The sequence below is a fragment of the Shinella sp. genome, assembly GCF_049651085.1.
GTDB lineage: Bacteria > Pseudomonadota > Alphaproteobacteria > Rhizobiales > Rhizobiaceae > Shinella.
The window spans coordinates 1-19,170 of the sequence record NZ_JBASBL010000032.1 but is presented as its reverse complement, the minus strand read 5'-3'; the positions used below and the strand labels follow the sequence as shown (position 1 = coordinate 19,170).

Below are 19,170 nucleotides of genomic sequence, written 5' to 3'. Positions count from 1 at the left end.
TTCAGCTGAGATAGGTCTTGGCGAGAATGTCGGACAGCTTTTCGAGTTCCGCCTCGAAATGCCCGTAGACCGCATCCGTCATGGTTTCGGGCGTCATTACCGCCAGCCCCGCATGCAGCCGCATGGCCTCGCGGTAGAAGGGTGACATCTGGCCGTTGGCATAGGCGTTCGGCAATTGCTCTACCTCGTTCTTGATCTCGTTGAGCTGGTAGAGGATCGAGCGCGGATTGAGCGCATCGAGGGCCAGAAGGTCGGTGACGGTGAGGCGCGCCGTCGCCACGTTGTAGCGGCGGCGGTGGGTCATCACGCTGTCGCCGATCTCCAGCAGCATGTCGAGCGCACCGTCCGGAGCGTCTTCGCCGGACATGTGGCCGAGCAGGCGGGTCATGTGCAGGCCGCGTTCCAGATAGCGCCCGATCGACAGGAAGCGCCAGCCGGTGAAGCGGTACATGTTCTCATGCACGAGGCCGGCGAAACCGGCGAGCTTGCGCAGCAGCACCGTCATGGCGCGCGTCGCGTCGTCGCCCGCCTGGATGCTGGTGTGGAAGCGGCGGGCGGTCTTCGACAGGTCGTTCAGCGCCAACCAGCCGTCTGGCGAGAAGCGATCGCGAATGTTGCTGGCGGAAAAGACGGCGCTGTCAATGTTGCGGATGAGGCTCGTCGGCACCGCTTCCGACGTGTCGATGTCGAGCGCGTCGAGATAGCTGCTGACATCCTTCAGCAGCGGCTGTTCCGGATCGGCATATTCGGCATAGCGGCCGTGCCAGGCGCGCAGGATACGCAGCGCCCCTTCCGCCCGCTCGATATAGCGGCCGAGCCAGAAGAGATTGTCGGCGGCGCGGCTCGGCAGGCTGCCCGGCAGGTTGCGGGTGAAGACCGCTTCGGCCGGAAGCAGCGAGGTGCGTTCGACCGGCTTGCGAGAGACGATCCAGACGTCGGCGGCCGAGCCGCCCTCCTGCATGGCGATGGCCGCGACGTTGTCGCCTGCGCCGATACGGGCAAAGCCGCCCGGCATGATCTGCCAGCCGTCGCGGGTGCGGGCGGCGAAGACGCGCAGGCTCATCGGTCGCGGCACGAGCTTGCCGTCGATGAAGGCGGGCGTGGTGGAGAGCGTCACCGCCTCCTGACCGACCAGCCTGGCGCCATCCGAATCGAGCCACTCGGTGATCGACTGTTTTGCCGTGTCGCGCAGCGTTGAGCCCAGCACTGATTGTTCGTTGTCGTCGAAGAAGGGGCGGGTGGAATAGGCCGGGCCGATGACCATGTGCTCGATATTGGCCGCGACATGGTGGCGCTCGCTCTGCTGGCCGCACCACCAGGTGGCGACCGACGGCAGCAGCTGGTCCTCGCCGAGAAGCTGGCGGCAGATATTCGGCAGGAAGGCGAGCATGGCGCGCGTTTCGACGATGCCCGCGCCCAGCGCATTGACGAAGGTGACGGAGCCGGAGCGCAGGGCCTCGACCATGCCGGGCGTGCCGATATGGGAGTTCTGGTTCAGCTCGAGCGGATCGGCGAAGGATGCGTCGAGGCGTCGCCAGAGCACGCCGACCGGCTTCAGGCCGGCGACCGTGCGCACCATGACCTTGCCGCCGACCACCGTCAGGTCCTCGCCTTCGAGCAGCATGAAACCGAGATAGCGGGCGATATAGGCGTGCTCGAAATAGGTCTCGTTGGCAAGGCCCGGCGTCAGGACGGCGATGCGGTCATCGGCGGCCTTGCCCGCCTGCAGCGTGCTGCGGAAGGCGCCGAAGAAGCCGGCTAGGCGGTGGACGTGGGTTTCGGCATAGACGTCGGAAAAGGCGCGGGTCGTCGCCACGCGGTTTTCCAGCGCGAAGCCGGCGCCGGAGGGCGCCTGCGTGCGGTCGGAAAGCACCCACCAGTTGCCGTCCGGTCCGCGCCCGATCTCGAAGGAGATGAAATGCAGAAAATGCTGTTCGGCCGGCCGCACGCCGACGAGCGGGCGCAGGAATTCGCTGTTGGAGGCGACGAAGGCGGGCGGCAGGAGGCCGTTCGCCACCAGTTCGTTCTTGCCGTAGATATCGGCAACGACTGCTTCCAGCAGTTCGGCGCGCTGGACGAGGCCGCGCGACAGGGTTTCCCATTCCGCCTCGTCGATCAGCACGGGAATGTGGGAGAGCGGCCAGGCGCGGTCGGTGCTGGCCTCCTTGCCATAGGCGCGGAAAATGACGCCGGCATCGCGCAGATACCGGTCGGCGCGGGCGAAGCGACCGGCAAGATCGGTCTCGTCCATCCGGTCGAGCGCCTTGAGGAAATGCCGCCAGACGGGACGCACCTCACCATGCGTATCGACCATTTCGTCGGCGACGCCCGGAAGGGGCGCATAGCCGCGCGACGGCGTTTGCGCCGTGCCCGCCTCGATCGGCCCCGCCTCCACAGTCGTGGTCTTCAATCCGTATACTCCTGCCGGCGGCTAGATTCCGGGCGGCCTGCGCAAATCCAGCGTCAGCGGGAAATCCGCCGACGGCGTTTCCGGCCGCAGCGTATAGCCGCCCGTCCGGTGCCCCCACGGCTCGAACCGCGCCAGCCGGCGCGCCTCGGCCTCGTTGCCGTTGACCGGGAAGCTGTCATAGTTGCGCCCGCCGGGATGGGCAACGTGATAAATGCAGCCGCCGATCGCCCGCTGTGACCATGTATCATAAATGTCAAATGTAAGCGGTGTGTTGACGGGAAGCACCGGATGCAGGCCCGAGGCCGGTTGCCACGCCTTGTAGCGCACGCCGGCGACCGAGACGCCCTTCCTGCCGGTGGATTTCAGCGGCACGGGCCGGCCGTTGCAGGCGATGGCATAGCGTTCCGGGTTGGCCGTCTCCAGTTTCACCTGAAGCCGCTCGACGGAGGAATCGACATAGCGCACCGTGCCGCCGATCGCGCCCTGCTCGCCCATGACGTGCCAGGGCTCCAGCGCCTGCCGCACTTCCAGGTTAGCGCCTTCGTATTCCACTTCGCCGCAGAACGGGAAGCGGAATTCGAGCTGGGCGGCGAACCATTCGGGCCGCAGGTCGAAGCCGTTCGCCCGTAGATCCGCCAATACGTCGAGAAAGTCCTGCCAGACATAGTGCGGCAGCATGAAACGGTCGTGCAGCGTGGTGCCCCAACGCACGAGGCTTCCCGATGTCGGGTTCAGCCAGAAGCGGGCGATGAGCGCGCGGATGAGAAGCTGCTGGGCAAGGCTCATGCGGGCATTCGGCGGCATCTCGAAGCCACGGAATTCGACAAGGCCAAGCCGGCCGGTCGGGCCGTCGGGCGAAAACAGCTTGTCGATGCAGATTTCCGCGCGATGCGTATTGCCGGTGACGTCGGTCAGCAGGTTGCGGAAGAGCCGGTCGACGAGCCAGGGCAGGGGCGGCGCGCCTTCTGTGGGTGCGGGCACCTGCGCAAGGGCAATCTCCAGCTCGTAGAGCGTATCGTGCCGGGCCTCGTCGATGCGCGGCGCTTGGCTCGTCGGGCCGATGAACAGGCCGGAGAAGAGATAGGAGAGCGAGGGATGGCGCTGCCAGTGCAGCACGAGGCTTTTGAGCAGGTCCGGGCGGCGCAGGAACGGGCTGTCGTTGGGGCTTTTGCCGCCGACGACCACATGGTTGCCGCCGCCGGTGCCGGTATGGCGGCCATCGATCATGAACTTGTCGGCGCCGAGGCGGCAGAGCCGCGCCTCCTCATAGACGGCGCCGGTGATGTCGACGCAGTCCTGCCAGTTGGCGGCGGGGTGGATGTTCACCTCGATGACACCGGGATCGGGCGCGACGCGGATGACGTTGAGCCGCTCGTCCTGCGGCGGCGCATAGCCTTCGATATGGACGGGGAGGCCGAGCCGGTCGGCCGCCCGCTCGGCGGCAGTGACCAGTTCCAGATAGTCTTCGACCCGCTCGACGGGCGGCATGAAAATGCAGAGCCGGCCGTCGCGGGCCTCCACGCTCATGGCCGTGCGCACCGCGCCGACGATGTCGCTGCGGACCTGCTCGATGCGCTCCTGCCCGGCTTCGCTCGGCTGGAACGAGGCTTCGGCCATCGTGCGGCCGGTCTCGGCAAAGTCCCGCAGCGGCGGCTTGTTCTCGGAAGGGTCTGACGGATTGATGTAGGGATAGCTGGAAGGCGGAAGATGGGGCAGGGCGCCGAGCGGCAGGCGGTAGCCGACGGGGCTGTCGCCGGGAACGAGAAAGATCTTGCCGCGGCGTGTTTGCCATTTTTCACTGATCCAGCGCTGGTCGCTCGCGCGGGCGTTCCAGGCCTGGATCGGCAGGATATGGCCGGTCGGCGCGGTCAGACCGCGCGCGAAGACACGGGCGATGCGGCTACGCTCCTCGGGGTCTTCCAGCATGGAATTGGAAGGATCGACATTGTCGGGAAGGTTGCCTTCCTTGACGATCCATTCGGCAGGGTCCTCATAGGCGGGCAGCACCATGTCGGCGGCAACGCCGAGTTCCTCCGCAATGCCGGTGAGAACCGCCTTGGCCTCGGCTTCTCCGACGCCCGTATCGCTGCCCTCCTCGGCGATCAGCTCCGGGTTCTGCCAGATCGGCTTGCCGTCGCGCCGCCAGTAGAGCGAGAAGGTCCAGCGCGGCAGGCTTTCGCCGGGATACCATTTGCCCTGGCCGTAGTGCAGGAAGCCGCCGGGGGCGAAGCGCTGCCGTAGCCGGCGGATCAGCTGGTCGGCTTTTTCGCGCTTGGTCGGGCCGACGGCGGCGGTGTTCCATTCCTCGGCTTCGAAGTCGTCGATGGAAACGAAGGTCGGCTCGCCGCCCATGGTGAGGCGCACATCGTTGCCGGCAAGCACGGTGTCGACATCGCGGCCGAGCGCGTTCAGCGCCTCCCAGCTCTCGTCGGAAAAGGGTTTGGTGATGCGCGGATGCTCGGCGACGCGCGTCACGGTCATGGCGAAGTCGAATTGCGTGTTCGCCTCGCCGAAATAGCCGCCGCTGATCGGGGCGGCGTTGCGGTAGTGCGGGGTGGCGGCGAGCGGAATGTGGCTTTCGCCGGTCAGAAGGCCGGAGGTTGGATCGAGGCCGATCCAGCCGGCGCCCGGGATATAGACCTCGCACCAGGCATGAAGGTCGGTAAAGTCGACCTCGGTGCCGGAGGGGCCGTCAAGCGCCTTGAGGTCGGGTGTCAGCTGGATGAGATAGCCCGAGACGAAGCGGGCGGCAAAGCCGAGATTGCGCAGGATCTGGACGAGAAGCCAGCTGGAATCGCGGCAGGAGCCCCTTGCGGTCGTCAGCGTTTGTTCCGGCAACTGTACGCCGGGCTCCATGCGGATGACGTAGCCGATTTCCTGCTGGAGGCGTGCGTTGAGGCCGACGACCATGTCCACCGTGCGCTGGTGCGGCGCGCGATCGACCGTCTTCATGAAGGCGTCGAGCGCCGGGCCCATCGGCTCGGGCGTGCGGTAGATCATGAGGTCTTCCCGCAGATCCTCAGGATAGTCGAAGGGCCAGTGCTCGGCCTGTTCCTCCACGAAGAAGTCGAACGGGTTGTAGACCGTCATGTCCGCGACGAGGTCGACCTCGATCTTCAATTCCGTGACCAGATCGGGAAAGACGTAGCGCGCAAGATAGTTGCCGTAGGGGTCCTGCTGGAGGTTCACGAAATGATTGTCCGGCGAAACCTTCAGCGAATGGCTGATGACCTTGGTCTTGGAATGCGCCGCCGGCTTCAGCCGGATGATCTGGGGTCCGAGACGGACCGGCTTGTCGTATTTGTAGTGGGTGAGGTGGTAGATACCGGCCTTGATCGACATGCGCGCTCTGTTCCCCCGTGACGGTCTTGGCCATCATCGAACGGAGTTTGTGCAATGCGAAGAAAGATTGCAAGCGCGATCGCAGGGGCCATTCGGCATCACGCGACGCGGCGGGCCTCCGGCATTGCTGCAGGCTCGGGCCGGGCAATCTCGAACTGGCCGACGAGACGGGCGAGTGTCGCTGATTCACCCGACAGCCGGTGGGTGACGGCGCTGCTTTCCTCGACCATTGCCGCATTCTGCTGCGTGACCGCGTCGAGCTGGCGGATCGTCGTGTTGATTTCGTGAATGCCGGCGGACTGGTCGCGGGCGGCGCGGGCGATCTCCTTGATCTCCGCATCGATGGCGTGGACCTTGCCGGCGATGTCGCGCAGCACGGTGCCGGTCTCTCGCACGAGGCCCGCGCCGCGGGCAACCTCGCCGGCGGACTTGGTGATCAGCGCCTTCACCTCGCGAGCAGCGCCAGCGGTGCGTTGCGCCAGTTCCCGCACCTCCTGCGCAACGACGGCAAATCCCTTGCCGGCCTCACCGGCCCGGGCCGCCTCGACCCCGGCATTGAGGGCGAGCAGGTTGGTCTGGAAGGCGATGTCGTCGATGACGCCGATGATGTTCTCGATCTGGCGGGAGGAGGTCTCGATCTCGCCAATGGCGCCGACGACATTGTCGACCACCCGTTCGGATGCGGCGGAACTCTTCTTCGTGTCGGCGGCGAGGCGTTCGGCGACCGTCGTGCGCTCGGCGGCGGATTGTACGGCCTGCGTCATTTCGGCGAGGGCTGTCGCGGCCTCGCCGAGCGAGGCGGCCTGCCGCTCGGTGCGGCCGGAGAGCTGGACGAGGGCCTCCTGCATCTCGCTGGCGTCGTCGCGGATGCGGTGCGTGTTGACCCGGACCGTGATCATCGCCTCGGCGAGCCGTTCGACGGAGACGTTGTAGTCCGTGCGGATGCGGTCGAGCGCCGCGATGAAGGGTGCCTCCATGCGCTGCGTGAGGTTGCCATGGGCGAGGTGCTGCAGGGCCTGGGCAAGGTGAAGGACCGCTTCCTCCGTCGCGGCGTCCTCCTGCCGCTTGGCGGCCTCGCGTGCCGTGCGTTCGTTTTCGGCCTCCTCGCGGATCGTCGTGGTTTCCTGCTGCAGGCGTTCCTTCTCGATGGCGGCATTGCGGAAGATGAGTACGGAACGGGCCATGTCGCCGATCTCGTCGCGCCTGTCCTGCCCATCGCAGTCGATGGTCGTGTCGCCGGCGGCAAGGCGATTCATATCGGAAACGAGAGCTGTGATCGGGCGCGAGAGGCGGCCGGAGAAGAGGAGGCCGACGGCGGCGGTCACGGCAAGCACGCAGAGCGAAATGAACAACGTCCAGCGGATGAGGCGCATGAGCCCGGCAAAGACCTCGCTCGAGGCCATGACGGCGGCGACGGTCCAGTTCTGGCCGAGGAAATCGAAGGGGGCGGCTGCGAGTCTTGCTTCGCGGCTGCGATGGTCGGACAGGGTGGCGGTGGCCATTGTCGCGCCCTCTGCCGGGGCGAGAAGTGCCGGGGCGATGCGCATGGACAGGATGTCGGCTTCATCGCCATGGGTGGGACGGGTGAGGAAATAGCCCTCGGCGTTCAGCAGCACGGCCTCGCCGCTCTCGCCGAGGCCGACCGGATTGTTGAGCCTTTCTGCAATGCGTTCGCCTGGAAGCGCCACGACAAGCACGCCGATCTTGCCGGCAACGGAAGAGACGGGGGCGGCGAGAAAGGCCGTGGCGCGGCCCGCCGGCGCATAGGCCTGGAAGCCGCCGAAGGAGACGAGCGCGGTATCCGTGCCCGGCGCGGCCTCGCTGAAGACCTTGGCGAGGCTGGTGTCGCTGAGCGTGGCATCGGTCGTGACGTTCCGGGCGAAATCGTCATGCTTGCGCAGCGAATAGACGACATCGCCGCTGAGATTGACCAGCAGCATGTCTTCAAAACCCTGCGCTTCGGCGTTGCGCTGGAAGAAGCCTTGGTAGCGGGCGTGCAACCGGTCGAATGTATCGATTTCAGCGGATTTGCGATCGGCCTTGCCGCCGTAGCGGCGCTGAAGTTCGGCCCTCCGGTCGCCCTCGATCGCACCGAAGGCGCCGGACAGGTCGTCGAGCGCCTTGGCGACGACCTTCTGGCCGGCAAGATCGCGCGTTTCCTTGACGATCGATTGCAGATACTGCGACAGCTCGTTGCGCCGGCCGTCCGCCAGCGTCTCAAGCTTTGTCACGGCGGCGGCCGTCGACTGGCTGGCGCTGAGATAGAGACTTGCGACGCTGGTCGCGGAGATGGCGATGACGGCCAGCAGCAGCGCTGCAAGCGAGAGCTTGATGGAAAGGCGCATGGAATGATTTCTGAAACGATACGCAGCTACAGATCATGCCGGTGCCGGCTGCCAGAAACGCATCCTGCGGCCGGAGGAAAGCCCGGCTCTGACGGCCGCCACTATCGCCTCTCGCGATGACGACTCAGTGACAGTTTTATGAAAGCTGTATTCCGGCGGAACGAAAGGCCCCGCCGGTGCAAACAGTCTTGAATATTTCCGCTGGAATTGCTTCAGCGCGTCATTGCGACCAGCGAGAAATAGGCTCCCTGCGGGTCGACGCAGTTGAGGATCCAGGCGCCGCCGGGAACCTCCATCGGCCCCATGATGATGCTGCCGCCGCCGTCCGTGACGCGTTTTCCGGCCGCATCGAGGCCTTCGACCACGAAATAGTAGCCCCAGTAGGGCGGCGCGGGGGAGCCTGGCGGGTTGGTCATCATGCCGCCGACCGCGTCGCCGCCACGCACAGCGAAGGTCTGGTAGACGCCCATGCCGCCGTCCGACATGTCGACGGCCACGTCCTTCGTCCAGCCGAAGGTTTTCGAATAGAAGTCCCAGGCGCTGGTGAGGTCGCCGGCCATCAGTTCGTTCCAGCCGATATGGCCGGGTGTCATCATGCCGGGCTGGGCCGGGCCTTCATCCTCGGTGGTGAAGAGCGAGAAGACCGCCCCGTGCGGATCGGCGACGACGGCGAAACGGCCGATGCCGGGAATGTCCTGCGGCTCCCGGTAGATCCGGCCGCCATTGGCGGAGATGTCCTTCACCGTCGCCTCTATGGTGTCGGTAAAGATGTAGCCGATCCAGGAGGGCGGCATGTCTTGCGCGTCCGCGGGAAGCGCCATGAGGCCGGCGACCTGGCTGTCGCCCGCATAGGCGAGGGTGTAGTTCATGCCCTCCATGCCGGAATCGCGCGTTTCCCAGCCGACGACCGAGGAATAGAACCGCTCGGCGGCGGCAACGTCGGTCGTCATCAGTTCGTACCAGCAGAATTTGCCATAGTCCTTGTGCATCTGGTCTTCCCTTCCTGTCTTCGGGGTTTTCGCTTCAATCACAGCAGGAAGACGCCTTGGGAGCGTCGGCATATTCGTCCTTGCGCTTGACGAAGCTGAGCGTGCCGGTCTCGTTGCGGCCCATCGGCGCGCGGTCGAGGATCATCAGCGTGCCGATCGCCTCTTCACCGCCGCGGGCATAGTCCGAATAGGTATGGTAGATATTGCCGTCCTCGTCCTTGAAGAAGGCGCTGAGGCCGGGAAGTTCGTCATGCGCCTGGGCGGCGTCGGTCTCACGGTAGTTGTAGTCGACCTTGCCGCTGGCCAGTTCCTCCTTCGTGAAGGAGACATGATAGTCGAAGTTGAAGTCGCTGCCAAAGGAGGAAAGCCAGGGGAATTTCCAGCCCATGCGCTTGCGATAGGCCTCGAGCTTTTCCAGCGGCGCGCGGGCAACCGCGACCATCGTCACGTCGTGATTGTTGAGGTGCGGCAGCATGCCGTCGATATGGTCCGCCATGAAGGAGCAACCGGGGCAGCCGGCCTCCCAGTCGGGGCCGTACATGAAATGGTAGACGATGAGCTGGCTGCGGCCGTCGAACAGCTCCGCCAGCGTCTTTCGGCCCTGGGGCGTGTCGAAGCTATAGGCCTTCTCGACCTTGACCCAGGGTAGGGTAAGCCGTTCGGCGCGCACCTTGTCGCGCAGCTTCGTCTCCTCCTTTTCCAGTGTCAGCAGAGCTTTTCGGGCGGTAAGCCAGTCTTCCCTGGATACGATCTCGTGGTTCGGTCTCATGCTCGGAACTCCTCTTTCGCGGGCTTTCGACAAAATGAGTTGGTATCAACATTTATAGCTCGTGTCAAAACCAGGCCGTGGCCCGGGCCTCGGGCACGGATCGGCTTTCGCCCTAAACGCGGCGATGGGGGTTTCGGTTGCCTTGAAGATTTTGGAGAGCTGGCGGGCTGCCGTCCGGTATTGGATGGATGCGGCCATGCCGGGGTACAGGCGGGCCGGGAGGCGCCACTGCTGTAGAAGCCGCCGGGCGCGAAAATCTCTCGCGCCCGGCTGGATTGCTTATTCCGGCAGGATGCGGACGGCACCCTTGTCGGCGCTGGCGGCGAAGGCGGCATAGGCCTTCAGCGCCGTCGTGACATTGCGCTTGCGCGGTGCGGCCGGCTTCCAGCCGAGCTTGTCCTGCTCGGCGCGGCGGCTCGCCAGTTCGTCCTCGGAAACCGCAAGGTTGATGGTGCGGTTCGGGATGTCGATCTCGATGATGTCACCCTGGCGCACGAGGCCGATGGCGCCGCCCTGCGCCGCTTCCGGCGAGGCATGGCCGATCGAAAGACCGGACGTGCCACCGGAGAAGCGGCCGTCGGTGATGAGCGCGCAGGCCTTTCCAAGGCCCTTCGACTTCAGGTAGCTCGTCGGATAGAGCATTTCCTGCATGCCCGGGCCGCCCTTCGGGCCTTCGTAGCGGATGACGACGACGTCGCCGGCCTTCACCTCGTTGCCGAGAATGCCCTTTACGGCCGCATCCTGGCTTTCGAAGACGACGGCCGGACCGGAGAACTTCAGGATCGATTCATCGACGCCGGCTGTCTTCACGATGCAGCCGTCGAGCGCGATGTTGCCCGAAAGCACGGCAAGGCCGCCGTCCTTGGAGAAAGGATGCTCGACGGAACGGATGACGCCGTTTTCGCCGTCCGTATCCAGTTCGTGCCAGCGTGCTTCCTGGCTGAAGGCGACCTGCGTCGGGATGCCGCCGGGAGCTGCGCGGAAGAAGGTGCGGACGGTCTCGCTGCTGGTGCGGGTGATGTCCCAGCGGTCGATGGCGTGGCCGAGCGTTTCGGCATGCACGGTCGGCGTGTCGCGGTGGAGCAGGCCGCCGCGGTCGAGTTCGCCGAGGATGCGCATGATGCCGCCGGCGCGGTGGACGTCTTCCATGTGGACGTCGGCCTTGGCAGGGGCGACCTTGGAAAGGCACGGCACCCGGCGCGACAGGGCGTCGATATCATCCAGGTTGAAATCGATGCCGCCTTCATAGGCGGCGGCAAGGATGTGCAGCACGGTGTTGGTCGAGCCACCCATCGCGATGTCCAGCGCCATGGCGTTCTCGAAGGCCCGCTTGTTGGCGACCGAGCGCGGCAGGATGCTCTCGTCGTCCTGTTCGTAGTAGCGACGGGCGAGGTCGACGATGAGGTGGCCGGCCTCGACGAAGAGGCGCCTGCGGTCGGCATGGGTCGCCAGCGTCGAGCCGTTGCCCGGCAGCGACAGGCCGAGGGCTTCGGTCAGACAGTTCATCGAGTTTGCAGTGAACATGCCCGAGCAGGAGCCGCAGGTCGGGCAGGCGGAGCGCTCGATGATATTGACGTCTTCGTCGGAAATGCTGTCGTCGGCGGCGGCGACCATGGCGTCGACGAGGTCGAGCGCCTGCGTCTTGCCATGCAGCACCGCCTTGCCGGCTTCCATCGGGCCACCGGAAACGAAGACGGCGGGGATGTTGAGGCGCATGGCGGCATTCAGCATGCCGGGCGTGATCTTGTCGCAGTTCGAGATGCAGACCATGGCGTCGGCGCAATGCGCATTGACCATATACTCGACCGAGTCGGCGATGATCTCGCGCGACGGCAGCGAGTAGAGCATGCCGTCATGGCCCATGGCGATGCCGTCGTCGACGGCGATCGTGTTGAATTCCTTGGCGACGCCGCCGGCAGCCTCGATCTCGCGCGCGACGAGCTGGCCGAGATCCTTCAGATGCACGTGGCCGGGCACGAACTGGGTAAAGGAGTTCACCACCGCGATAATCGGCTTGCCGAAATCCGAATCCTTCATGCCGGTCGCGCGCCAGAGGCCGCGGGCACCGGCCATGTTGCGGCCGTGGGTGGTGGTTCGGGAGCGATATGCAGGCATGGGTTTCTTCCTTACAACGGGCGTGGTCCGCATATGGCCCCTTGATGGCCGGATTGCGAGCCTTTGCAGGGTTCCCTAGCGCAAATCGCCTCGAAGGTCACGAAAGGAATGACGAATTTTTGCCGGTGTGACGCAATTTCCTTGCTGGCTGCCGGGGCCGGGCATGACCGTTGTCGGCACAAGGCATTCATGCCATGGTCCGCGCCATGAACGACAAGGGCCACGGATCGGCGGAAGCGGACGCGCAGGGCGTCGAAAAGGCACAGGACAAGAGCCCGCTCTATCTGCGCATCCGCGACGTGCTGGCTGACGCCATATCCGCCGGCCGCCTGCAGAGGGGCGCGCTGCTTCTCGAAGGTCCGGTGGCGACCCTTTTCTCCGCCACGCGCACGCCCGTGCGCCAGGCCTTCGCGCTGCTGGAGGCCGCAGGGCTGATCCGGCGCTTCGATGGTCGCGGCTTTCTGGTGGGGCAGGGACGCAGCGGGCCGAAGCGCGTGGCGCTGACGGCCGAGATGCTCGGCCTTGACGAGGAGACGCCGGGCCTTCGCAAGGCGCCGGCATGGGAGGCGATCTACGACAGCCTGGAGCGGGAGATGGTGCATCTATCCGTCTTCGGCCGCCACCGGATCAACGAGGTGGAGCTGGCCCGCGCCCGCGGCGTCGGCCGGCAGGTGGCGCGCGATGCGCTGACCCGGCTCGAAGCGCTCGGCATCGTGGAAAAGGACGAGCGCATGCGCTGGACGCTCGTGCCGCTCGACGAGCAGCGCATGCGCGACCTGCACGATATCCGCATCGCGCTGGAGCCCGTGGCGCTCACCCTTGCCGCCCCCTTCATTCCGCCTGCCGAGCGCCGCGCGATGACGGAACGGCTGGAGGAGGCGCTGGCGGTCTATCCCGACCTTTCTGTCGAGGCGATGGACGATCTGGAAACCGATCTGCACATCACCTGCCTCGGCTACTGCCCCAACCGGGAGCTACTGATCGCGCTGCGACGCGCCCGTTTCATGCTGAATGTCAGCAAGCACATCATCGGTGTCTCGCACCGCATGCCTGCCGACGAGCCATTCATCGCCGAGCACCTGGCGGTGTTCCGCGCGCTCGACGTGGACGACGGCGCGCGGGCGGCCGAGACGCTGCGCCATCACATCGCCGTCTCGCTGCCCAAGGTCATCGGCCGCGTCGGGGAATTGCGTGAAGCGCACCGGCCGGAAGTGCCGGCCTATGCGACGCCCGTTGCGCGCTGATCAGGTAATGGCGCCAACCTGCCAGGGCACGAATTCGTTGTCGCCATAGTCGAAGGCCTCGCTCGCGGTCTTGCGGCCGGAGGCGGTGTCGATGACGAAGTCGAAGATGCGGCGGCCGGCCTGTTCGATGGTCTCGGTGCCATCGACGATCGTGCCGCAATTGATGTCCATGTCTTCCCTGATGTGCTCGTACATCGGCGTGTTGGTGGCGATCTTGATGCAGGGCGCGGGCTTGTAGCCGGAAACCGAGCCGCGGCCGGTGGTGAAGGCGACGAGGTTGCAGCCGCCGGCGATCTGGCCGGTCACGGCGGCGGGGTCGTAGCCGGGCGTATCCATGAAGACGAAGCCCGCCTCCGTCACTTCCTCGGCATATTCATAGACGGCATTGAGCGGCATGGAGCCGCCCTTGGCAACGGCGCCGAGCGACTTTTCGAGAATGGTCGTAAGTCCGCCCGCCTTGTTGCCGTGCGAGGGGTTGTTGTTGAGTTCGGCGTCGTTCCGGGCGGTATAATCTCGCCACCAGTCGATGCGCGCGAGCAGCTTTTCGGCGACCTCCGGCCGGGCTGCGCGGCGGGTCAGCAGATGTTCGGCGCCATAGATTTCCGGCGTCTCGGACAGCACGGTCGTCGCGCCCTCCCTGACCAGGAGATCGGAGGCCACGCCGAGCGCCGGATTGGCGGAAATGCCGGAATAGCCGTCCGAGCCGCCGCATTCGAGCGCCAGCTTGATGCCGGAAAGCGGCTGCGGCGTGCGGCGGATGCGGCCGACATCCGGCAGCATGTCGTCGATCATCTCGCAGGCCGCTTCGATCGTCTTGCGCGTGCCGCCGTGGTTCTGGATCATCATGGTGCGGAAGGTCTTTCCCTCCTCCAGCCCGGCCTCCTCGACGAGCGGGCCGTATTGAAAGGTCTCGCAGCCGAGGCCGATCATCAGGATGCCGCCGAAATTCGGATTGCGCGCATAGCCCTTGAAGGTGCGCGTGAGGATGCGCCCGCCCTCGGACTTGAGGTTCAGCGCGCAGCCGCCGCCATAGGTGAGCGCAACCACGCCGTCTATATTGTCGTGGCCGGTCTCGCGGAACCTGCGGGCATAGTGCTCGGCCACATAGCGAGAGACCGTGGCGGAACAGTTCACCGTCGAGAGGATGCCGATATAGTTGCGCGTGCCGATGCGGCCATTGCCGCGGTCGTAGCCCTCGAAGGTGCGGCGCTCGGCCTCCGGCACCATGACTGGCGGGGCGTTGTCGGCGCAGAAATCGTGCGTCAGCTCGACGTCGAGGATCGCAAGGTTGTGCAGGTGCACATGCTCGCCGGGGCGGATCGCCCGCGTCGCATAGCCGATGATCTGGCCGTATTTCAGCAACCGCGCGCCCTCTGCAACCGGCGCGATCGCGACCTTGTGGCCGCGGGGAATGCGCTCGACGGCAGCGATGCCACCAGCCAGCGTCCGGCCTGCATCCATATTGGCGGTAACGACGCCGACATTGTCTTTCGGGTTGAGAACAAGCACGGCGGGCAGGTCGGTGAGCATGGCGGCTCCTGGGTTGCGCTGGGCGCATTATGCACTTTGTCAGCAAAAGTCAATATCTTGGTTTTTCTGCATCTCGACCCGCAAGGCCGTGGCGTTGGCCATCAATTTGTCATATAAATATAGGCTCTTTGTATGATGATTTAGTCCTTCGGCGAGGATAGTGTGGCGGACAAGGCAAAGAGACAGGTTCAGCGACCGCTGTCGCGCCGCCCGCGCGTGCGCCACAACGTGACGGCGGCGATTGGCGCGGATATCTGTGGCGGACGTTTTCCGCCCGGCTCGGTCCTGCCGCGCGAGAGCGATCTGTGCGAGACCTACAGCGTCAGCCGCACGGTCATCCGCGAATCCCTGAAAGTGCTCGAGACCAAGGGGCTCGTGCTGGGCAAGCCACGCGTCGGCACGCTCGTTTGCGACCGCTCGGCCTGGAACGTGCTCGACGCGCAGATCCTCGAATGGATGGGTCCGGACGTGCTTTCGTCCGAACTGCTGGGCTCGATCCTCGAAGCGCGCCGGACTGTGGAGCCAGCTGCCGCCTTCCTTGCCGCCTCGCGGGCGACGACGCAGGAAATTGCCGATCTTGAGCGGGCCTGCGACGAGATGGGCGATGCAGGCGGCGATCTGGAAGCCTTCACCGCTGCTGATGCCCGTTTCCACGAGACCCTTTTGAAGGCGAGCCACAATCAGGTCTTTCACCAGCTCTCGTCCATCATTCACGCCGCGCTTTTCCATGCGCTGCATGCATCCAACCGCGCGGCGGCCGGATATGACGAGGCACTGGACGTGCATCGGGCGCTGGTCGACGCGCTGCGCCTTCGCGATGGGGCGCGGGCCGAGGCCTGTTCGCACAAGATTCTCGCTCTCGCCGCTCGCGATCTTTCCGGCCTGATGGGCGGGAGCGAGAAACTATGAAGAATTCCACGGGTGCGTCCCGCGGCTGCAATTTGAACTGACGAGAGATGGGTATTCCATGAAGATCACGAAGCTGACCACCTATATCGTGCCGCCGCGCTGGCTGTTCCTGAAGATCGAGACCGACGAGGGCATCGTCGGCTGGGGTGAGCCGGTGGTGGAAGGCCGCGCGCTGACGGTGGAAGCGGCCGTGCAGGAAATGTCGGACTACCTTATCGGCAAGGACCCGCTGCTGATCGAGGACCACTGGCAGGTCATGTATCGCGGCGGTTTTTATCGCGGTGGGGCGGTGCACATGTCGGCGCTCGCCGGCATCGATCAGGCGCTCTGGGATATCAAGGGTAAGGCCTATGGCCAGCCGGTCCATGCGCTGCTCGGCGGCCAGGTGCGCGACAAGATCAAGGTCTATTCCTGGATCGGCGGCGACCGCCCGGCGGATGTCGCCAACAATGCCCGCGAGGTCGTCGCCCGCGGCTTCAAGGCCATCAAGCTCAACGGTTGCGAGGAAATGCAGATCGTCGACACCTGGGACAAGGTGGAGAAGGCGGTGGAGACCATCGCGACGATCCGCGAGGCGATCGGTCCCTATATCGGCATCGGCGTCGATTTCCACGGCCGCGTGCACCGGCCGATGGCCAAGGTGCTGGCCAAGGAACTGGAGCAGTTCAAGCTTCTCTTCATTGAGGAGCCGGTGCTTTCGGAAAACCGCGAGGCGCTGAAGGAAATCGCCAACCATTGCTCGACGCCGATTGCGCTCGGTGAACGGCTCTATTCGCGCTGGGACTTCAAGTCGGTCCTGTCTGATGGCTATGTCGATATCCTGCAGCCGGACCTGTCCCATGCCGGCGGCATCACGGAATGCCGAAAGATCGCAGTGATGGCGGAGGCCTATGATGTGGCGTTGGCGCCCCATTGCCCGCTGGGGCCGATCGCGCTGGCCGCCTGCCTCCAGGTGGATGCGGTTTCCCACAATGCCTTCATCCAGGAGCAGAGCCTCGGTATCCACTATAACAAGGGCAACGACATCCTCGATTACATCGCGAACAAGGAAGTCTTCGAGTATGCGGACGGCTTCGTGTCGATCCCGCAGGGGCCGGGCCTCGGCATCGAGGTGGACGAGCAGTATGTCATCGAGCGGGCCAAGGAAGGCCATCGCTGGCGCAATCCCGTCTGGCGCCATGAAGACGGCAGCGTCGCCGAGTGGTAGGCGTACCTCTTCCATGATCCATAGAGCCCGGCATTTGCCGGGCTTTTCCATTGCGGTCTGCGTAGACGGGGCCGGGGCAAGCGCCTATGTCATACGGGCAAATCACAAAGGAGAGGATCATGCGTCCCATTTCCGGTCTTATCGTCGCGGCGCTGGCGGTTCTGACGCTTGCCGGCTGCAACACGACGTCGGGCGACAACACGACCTATGCCCGCCCGCAGGTTTCCGACGGCGGCGTCCGGGTTCCGCTGAACTGATCGACTGCATTTGCTGAAAAGAAAAGCCGGCCCGTGACGAACGGGCCGGCTTTCTGTTTTTACCGCATTATCCGACGCCGAAGCGATGCCGCTTCGGCTGGAAATGCTCTCGTCAGTGGCTGTCGGCCATCCGTGCGGCGTCGATCGCCGCGGACTGCTCGAAGCGCACGCCGTTGAAGAAGGCGTTGAGGACCACGGCAGCGATCGAGGCGAGCACGATGCCCGATTCGATGATCGGATGGATCGAATGGGGCAACCACATCAGATAATTCGGCGCCAGCAACGGAATGAGGCCGAAGCCGACCGCAACGGCAACGACGAAGAGGTTGTTGCGTGAGGTCTTGAAGTCCACCGTGGAGAGGATTCGCACGCCCGTTGCCGCGACCATGCCGAACATGACGAGGCCCGCGCCGCCGAGCACGAAGGTCGGCACGGCTTCCACCAGCGCACCCATCTTCGGGACGAGACCGAGCAGGATCATGATGACGCCGCCGGCAACGCAGACATAGCGGCTCTTGATGCCGGTGACGCCGACGAGGCCGACATTCTGCGAGAAGCTCGTATAGGGGAACGTGTTGAAGATGCCGCCGATCATCGTGCCGATGCCGTCGACGCGCAGGCCTGCGGTGAGTTGCTGCTGGGCGATCGGCTTGCCGGTGATTTCGCCGAGCGCGAGAAACATGCCGGTCGATTCGATCATCACGACGATCATCACGAGCGTCATGGTGGCGATGAGGACCGGATCGAAGATCGGCATGCCGAAACGGAACGGTGTGACGACGGCGAACCAGCCGGCATCGGCCACGCGGTCGAAGTGCATCATGCCGAGGATCGATGCGGCGACGCAGCCGATGACGACGCCGCTCAGGACGGCAATGTTGCTGATCAGGCCGCGGCCGAAGCGGGCGATGAGCAGGATGGAGATGAGAACCAGCGCCGAAAGGGCGATGTGGCTCGGTTCGGCATAGATCGGGTTGGATACGGTCGGTGCGATGGCAAAGCCGTCAGGCACGGCCGGGCCGCCGGTTTCGGCGAGTGTCTTCATCTGCGTCAGCCATTCCGCGTGGGCAGGGTTGACCAGCTTGGGTGCCGTCGGACCAAACGGGTTGCCGAAGGTCCAGTTGATGCCGACGCGCATCAGCGACACGCCGATGACGAGGATGATGGTGCCGGTCACGACGGGCGGGAAGAAGCGCAGAAGCCGCCCCATGATCGGTGCGAGCAGCAGGGCGATGAAACCGGCGCCGATGATGGCGCCGAAAATCAGCCGGGCACCCTCCTGTCCGGGCACCAGCGTGGCCATGGAGACCATCGGGCCGACGGCGGCGAATGTAACACCCATCATGACGGGCAGTCGGATGCCGACATGGCGGCCGAAGCCGAGTGACTGGATGATGGTGACCAGACCGCAGACGAAGAGGTCGGCCGAAATCAGGAACGCGACGTCCTCGGGGCTGAGCTGCAATGCGCGGCCGACGATGAGCGGCACCGCGACGGCGCCGCCATACATTACGAGAACATGCTGAATGCCCAGCGTCGCAAGTCTGCCGGTCGGCAGCTTTTCGTCCACCGGGTGTATGCTGGTTGTGTCGCTCATGGTTTCTCCTCCCATCACGTCGACCGCCCAAATACCCGTCCTCCAACGGGTCAGTCATCTTTGGTAACGGAATGGAAGGCCGCAAGTATAGTTTGGCGATAAACACTTTACGGTTTAGCGGGGTAATCGTGTGAAGGTGTTTTGCGCGGCGTCCCGCCCGTTTCCGGGAATTCGGTGGTATTCCACCTGTTTTTCGTCAGTCTACAGGGCTATGCGCGACTTGAGCCAACCGTTATTTGATCGAACTATCCCGGTGTCGTCAACTATTTCCTGCGCGGAACATGTGTATTTCCGCGCCGCTGCTCCTGGCGATGCCGGATGCTGGCAAGGTGTTGATTTGCACTGAGAGCTGACCCGGGATTGCGGGAAATTATCACTGAGATTTGACCCATGTTTCAATCATCCCTCGCGAGGTTTCAGCGGGGGCTCTGGAGTGATCGACATGGCGTTACTGAG

At 64.8% G+C, this 19,170-nt stretch carries 12 protein-coding genes; 4 read left to right on the top strand and 8 right to left on the bottom strand.

Annotated elements, in window-relative coordinates; translation table 11 throughout:
• Window position 1 precedes the first annotated feature (1 nt).
• From WA950_RS21465 to ilvD, 6 genes are all read right to left on the bottom strand, one after another.
• On the bottom strand, window positions 2–2,395 hold the full coding sequence (locus WA950_RS21465) for a circularly permuted type 2 ATP-grasp protein (protein WP_424553947.1): 2,394 nt from the start codon (window positions 2,393–2,395) through the stop codon (window positions 2–4).
• Window positions 2,396–2,431: 36 nt separating this feature from the next.
• Window positions 2,432–5,752, bottom strand: coding sequence for a DUF2126 domain-containing protein (locus WA950_RS21460; RefSeq protein WP_424553773.1), 3,321 nt, complete (start codon window positions 5,750–5,752; stop codon window positions 2,432–2,434).
• Window positions 5,753–5,850: 98 nt separating this feature from the next.
• Window positions 5,851–8,097, bottom strand: a complete 2,247-nt coding sequence (locus WA950_RS21455) for a methyl-accepting chemotaxis protein (RefSeq protein ID WP_424553772.1) — start codon at window positions 8,095–8,097, stop codon at window positions 5,851–5,853.
• Between the two features lie 212 nt (window positions 8,098–8,309).
• A complete protein-coding gene (locus WA950_RS21450; RefSeq protein ID WP_424553771.1) occupies window positions 8,310–9,086 on the bottom strand; it encodes a VOC family protein in 777 nt (258 codons plus the stop codon).
• A 34-nt stretch (window positions 9,087–9,120) separates the two neighbouring features.
• On the bottom strand, window positions 9,121–9,855 hold the full coding sequence (locus tag WA950_RS21445) for a DUF899 domain-containing protein (RefSeq protein WP_424553770.1): 735 nt from the start codon (window positions 9,853–9,855) through the stop codon (window positions 9,121–9,123).
• Between the two features lie 279 nt (window positions 9,856–10,134).
• Window positions 10,135–11,970 carry a dihydroxy-acid dehydratase gene (ilvD, locus tag WA950_RS21440; RefSeq protein WP_424553769.1) on the bottom strand — a complete coding sequence of 612 codons (1,836 nt, stop codon included), beginning with the start codon at window positions 11,968–11,970 and terminating at the stop codon, window positions 10,135–10,137.
• 206 nt (window positions 11,971–12,176) lie between these two features.
• On the opposite strand from ilvD, the gene WA950_RS21435 reads away from it, so the two are divergent.
• Entirely contained in the window at window positions 12,177–13,214 is a 1,038-nt protein-coding gene (locus WA950_RS21435; RefSeq protein WP_424553768.1) for a GntR family transcriptional regulator, read from the top strand.
• On the opposite strand, the gene WA950_RS21430 is transcribed toward WA950_RS21435, so the two are convergent.
• A complete protein-coding gene (locus WA950_RS21430; RefSeq protein WP_424553767.1) occupies window positions 13,215–14,744 on the bottom strand; it encodes a UxaA family hydrolase in 1,530 nt (509 codons plus the stop codon).
• 162 nt (window positions 14,745–14,906) lie between these two features.
• Between WA950_RS21430 and WA950_RS21425 the strand changes: the two genes are divergently transcribed.
• From WA950_RS21425 to WA950_RS21415, 3 genes are all read left to right on the top strand, one after another.
• A complete protein-coding gene (locus tag WA950_RS21425; protein ID WP_424553766.1) occupies window positions 14,907–15,653 on the top strand; it encodes a FadR/GntR family transcriptional regulator in 747 nt (248 codons plus the stop codon).
• A gap of 58 nt (window positions 15,654–15,711) precedes the next feature.
• The gene (gene dgoD, locus WA950_RS21420; protein ID WP_424553765.1) at window positions 15,712–16,860 is read left to right on the top strand and encodes a galactonate dehydratase; all 1,149 of its coding nucleotides are present in this window, start codon (window positions 15,712–15,714) and stop codon (window positions 16,858–16,860) included.
• 119 nt (window positions 16,861–16,979) lie between these two features.
• Window positions 16,980–17,117, top strand: coding sequence for a hypothetical protein (locus WA950_RS21415; protein ID WP_424553764.1), 138 nt, complete (start codon window positions 16,980–16,982; stop codon window positions 17,115–17,117).
• Window positions 17,118–17,229: 112 nt separating this feature from the next.
• Here the strand turns inward: WA950_RS21415 and WA950_RS21410 are convergent, their stop codons facing one another.
• Window positions 17,230–18,714, bottom strand: coding sequence for a nucleobase:cation symporter-2 family protein (locus tag WA950_RS21410; RefSeq protein ID WP_424553763.1), 1,485 nt, complete (start codon window positions 18,712–18,714; stop codon window positions 17,230–17,232).
• Between the last annotated feature and the right edge of the window lie 456 nt (window positions 18,715–19,170).

Coding starts and splice junctions, on each gene's coding strand:
- WA950_RS21450 (WP_424553771.1), bottom strand. CDS start 9,086: ATGCACAAGGACTATGGCAAATTCTGCTGGTACGAACTGATGACGACC.
- ilvD (WP_424553769.1), bottom strand. CDS start 11,970: ATGCCTGCATATCGCTCCCGAACCACCACCCACGGCCGCAACATGGCC.
- dgoD (WP_424553765.1), top strand. CDS start 15,712: ATGAAGATCACGAAGCTGACCACCTATATCGTGCCGCCGCGCTGGCTG.
- WA950_RS21410 (WP_424553763.1), bottom strand. CDS start 18,714: ATGAGCGACACAACCAGCATACACCCGGTGGACGAAAAGCTGCCGACC.
- WA950_RS21455 (WP_424553772.1), bottom strand. CDS start 8,097: ATGCGCCTTTCCATCAAGCTCTCGCTTGCAGCGCTGCTGCTGGCCGTC.
- WA950_RS21435 (WP_424553768.1), top strand. CDS start 12,177: ATGAACGACAAGGGCCACGGATCGGCGGAAGCGGACGCGCAGGGCGTC.
- WA950_RS21415 (WP_424553764.1), top strand. CDS start 16,980: ATGCGTCCCATTTCCGGTCTTATCGTCGCGGCGCTGGCGGTTCTGACG.
- WA950_RS21460 (WP_424553773.1), bottom strand. CDS start 5,752: ATGTCGATCAAGGCCGGTATCTACCACCTCACCCACTACAAATACGAC.
- WA950_RS21445 (WP_424553770.1), bottom strand. CDS start 9,855: ATGAGACCGAACCACGAGATCGTATCCAGGGAAGACTGGCTTACCGCC.
- WA950_RS21430 (WP_424553767.1), bottom strand. CDS start 14,744: ATGCTCACCGACCTGCCCGCCGTGCTTGTTCTCAACCCGAAAGACAAT.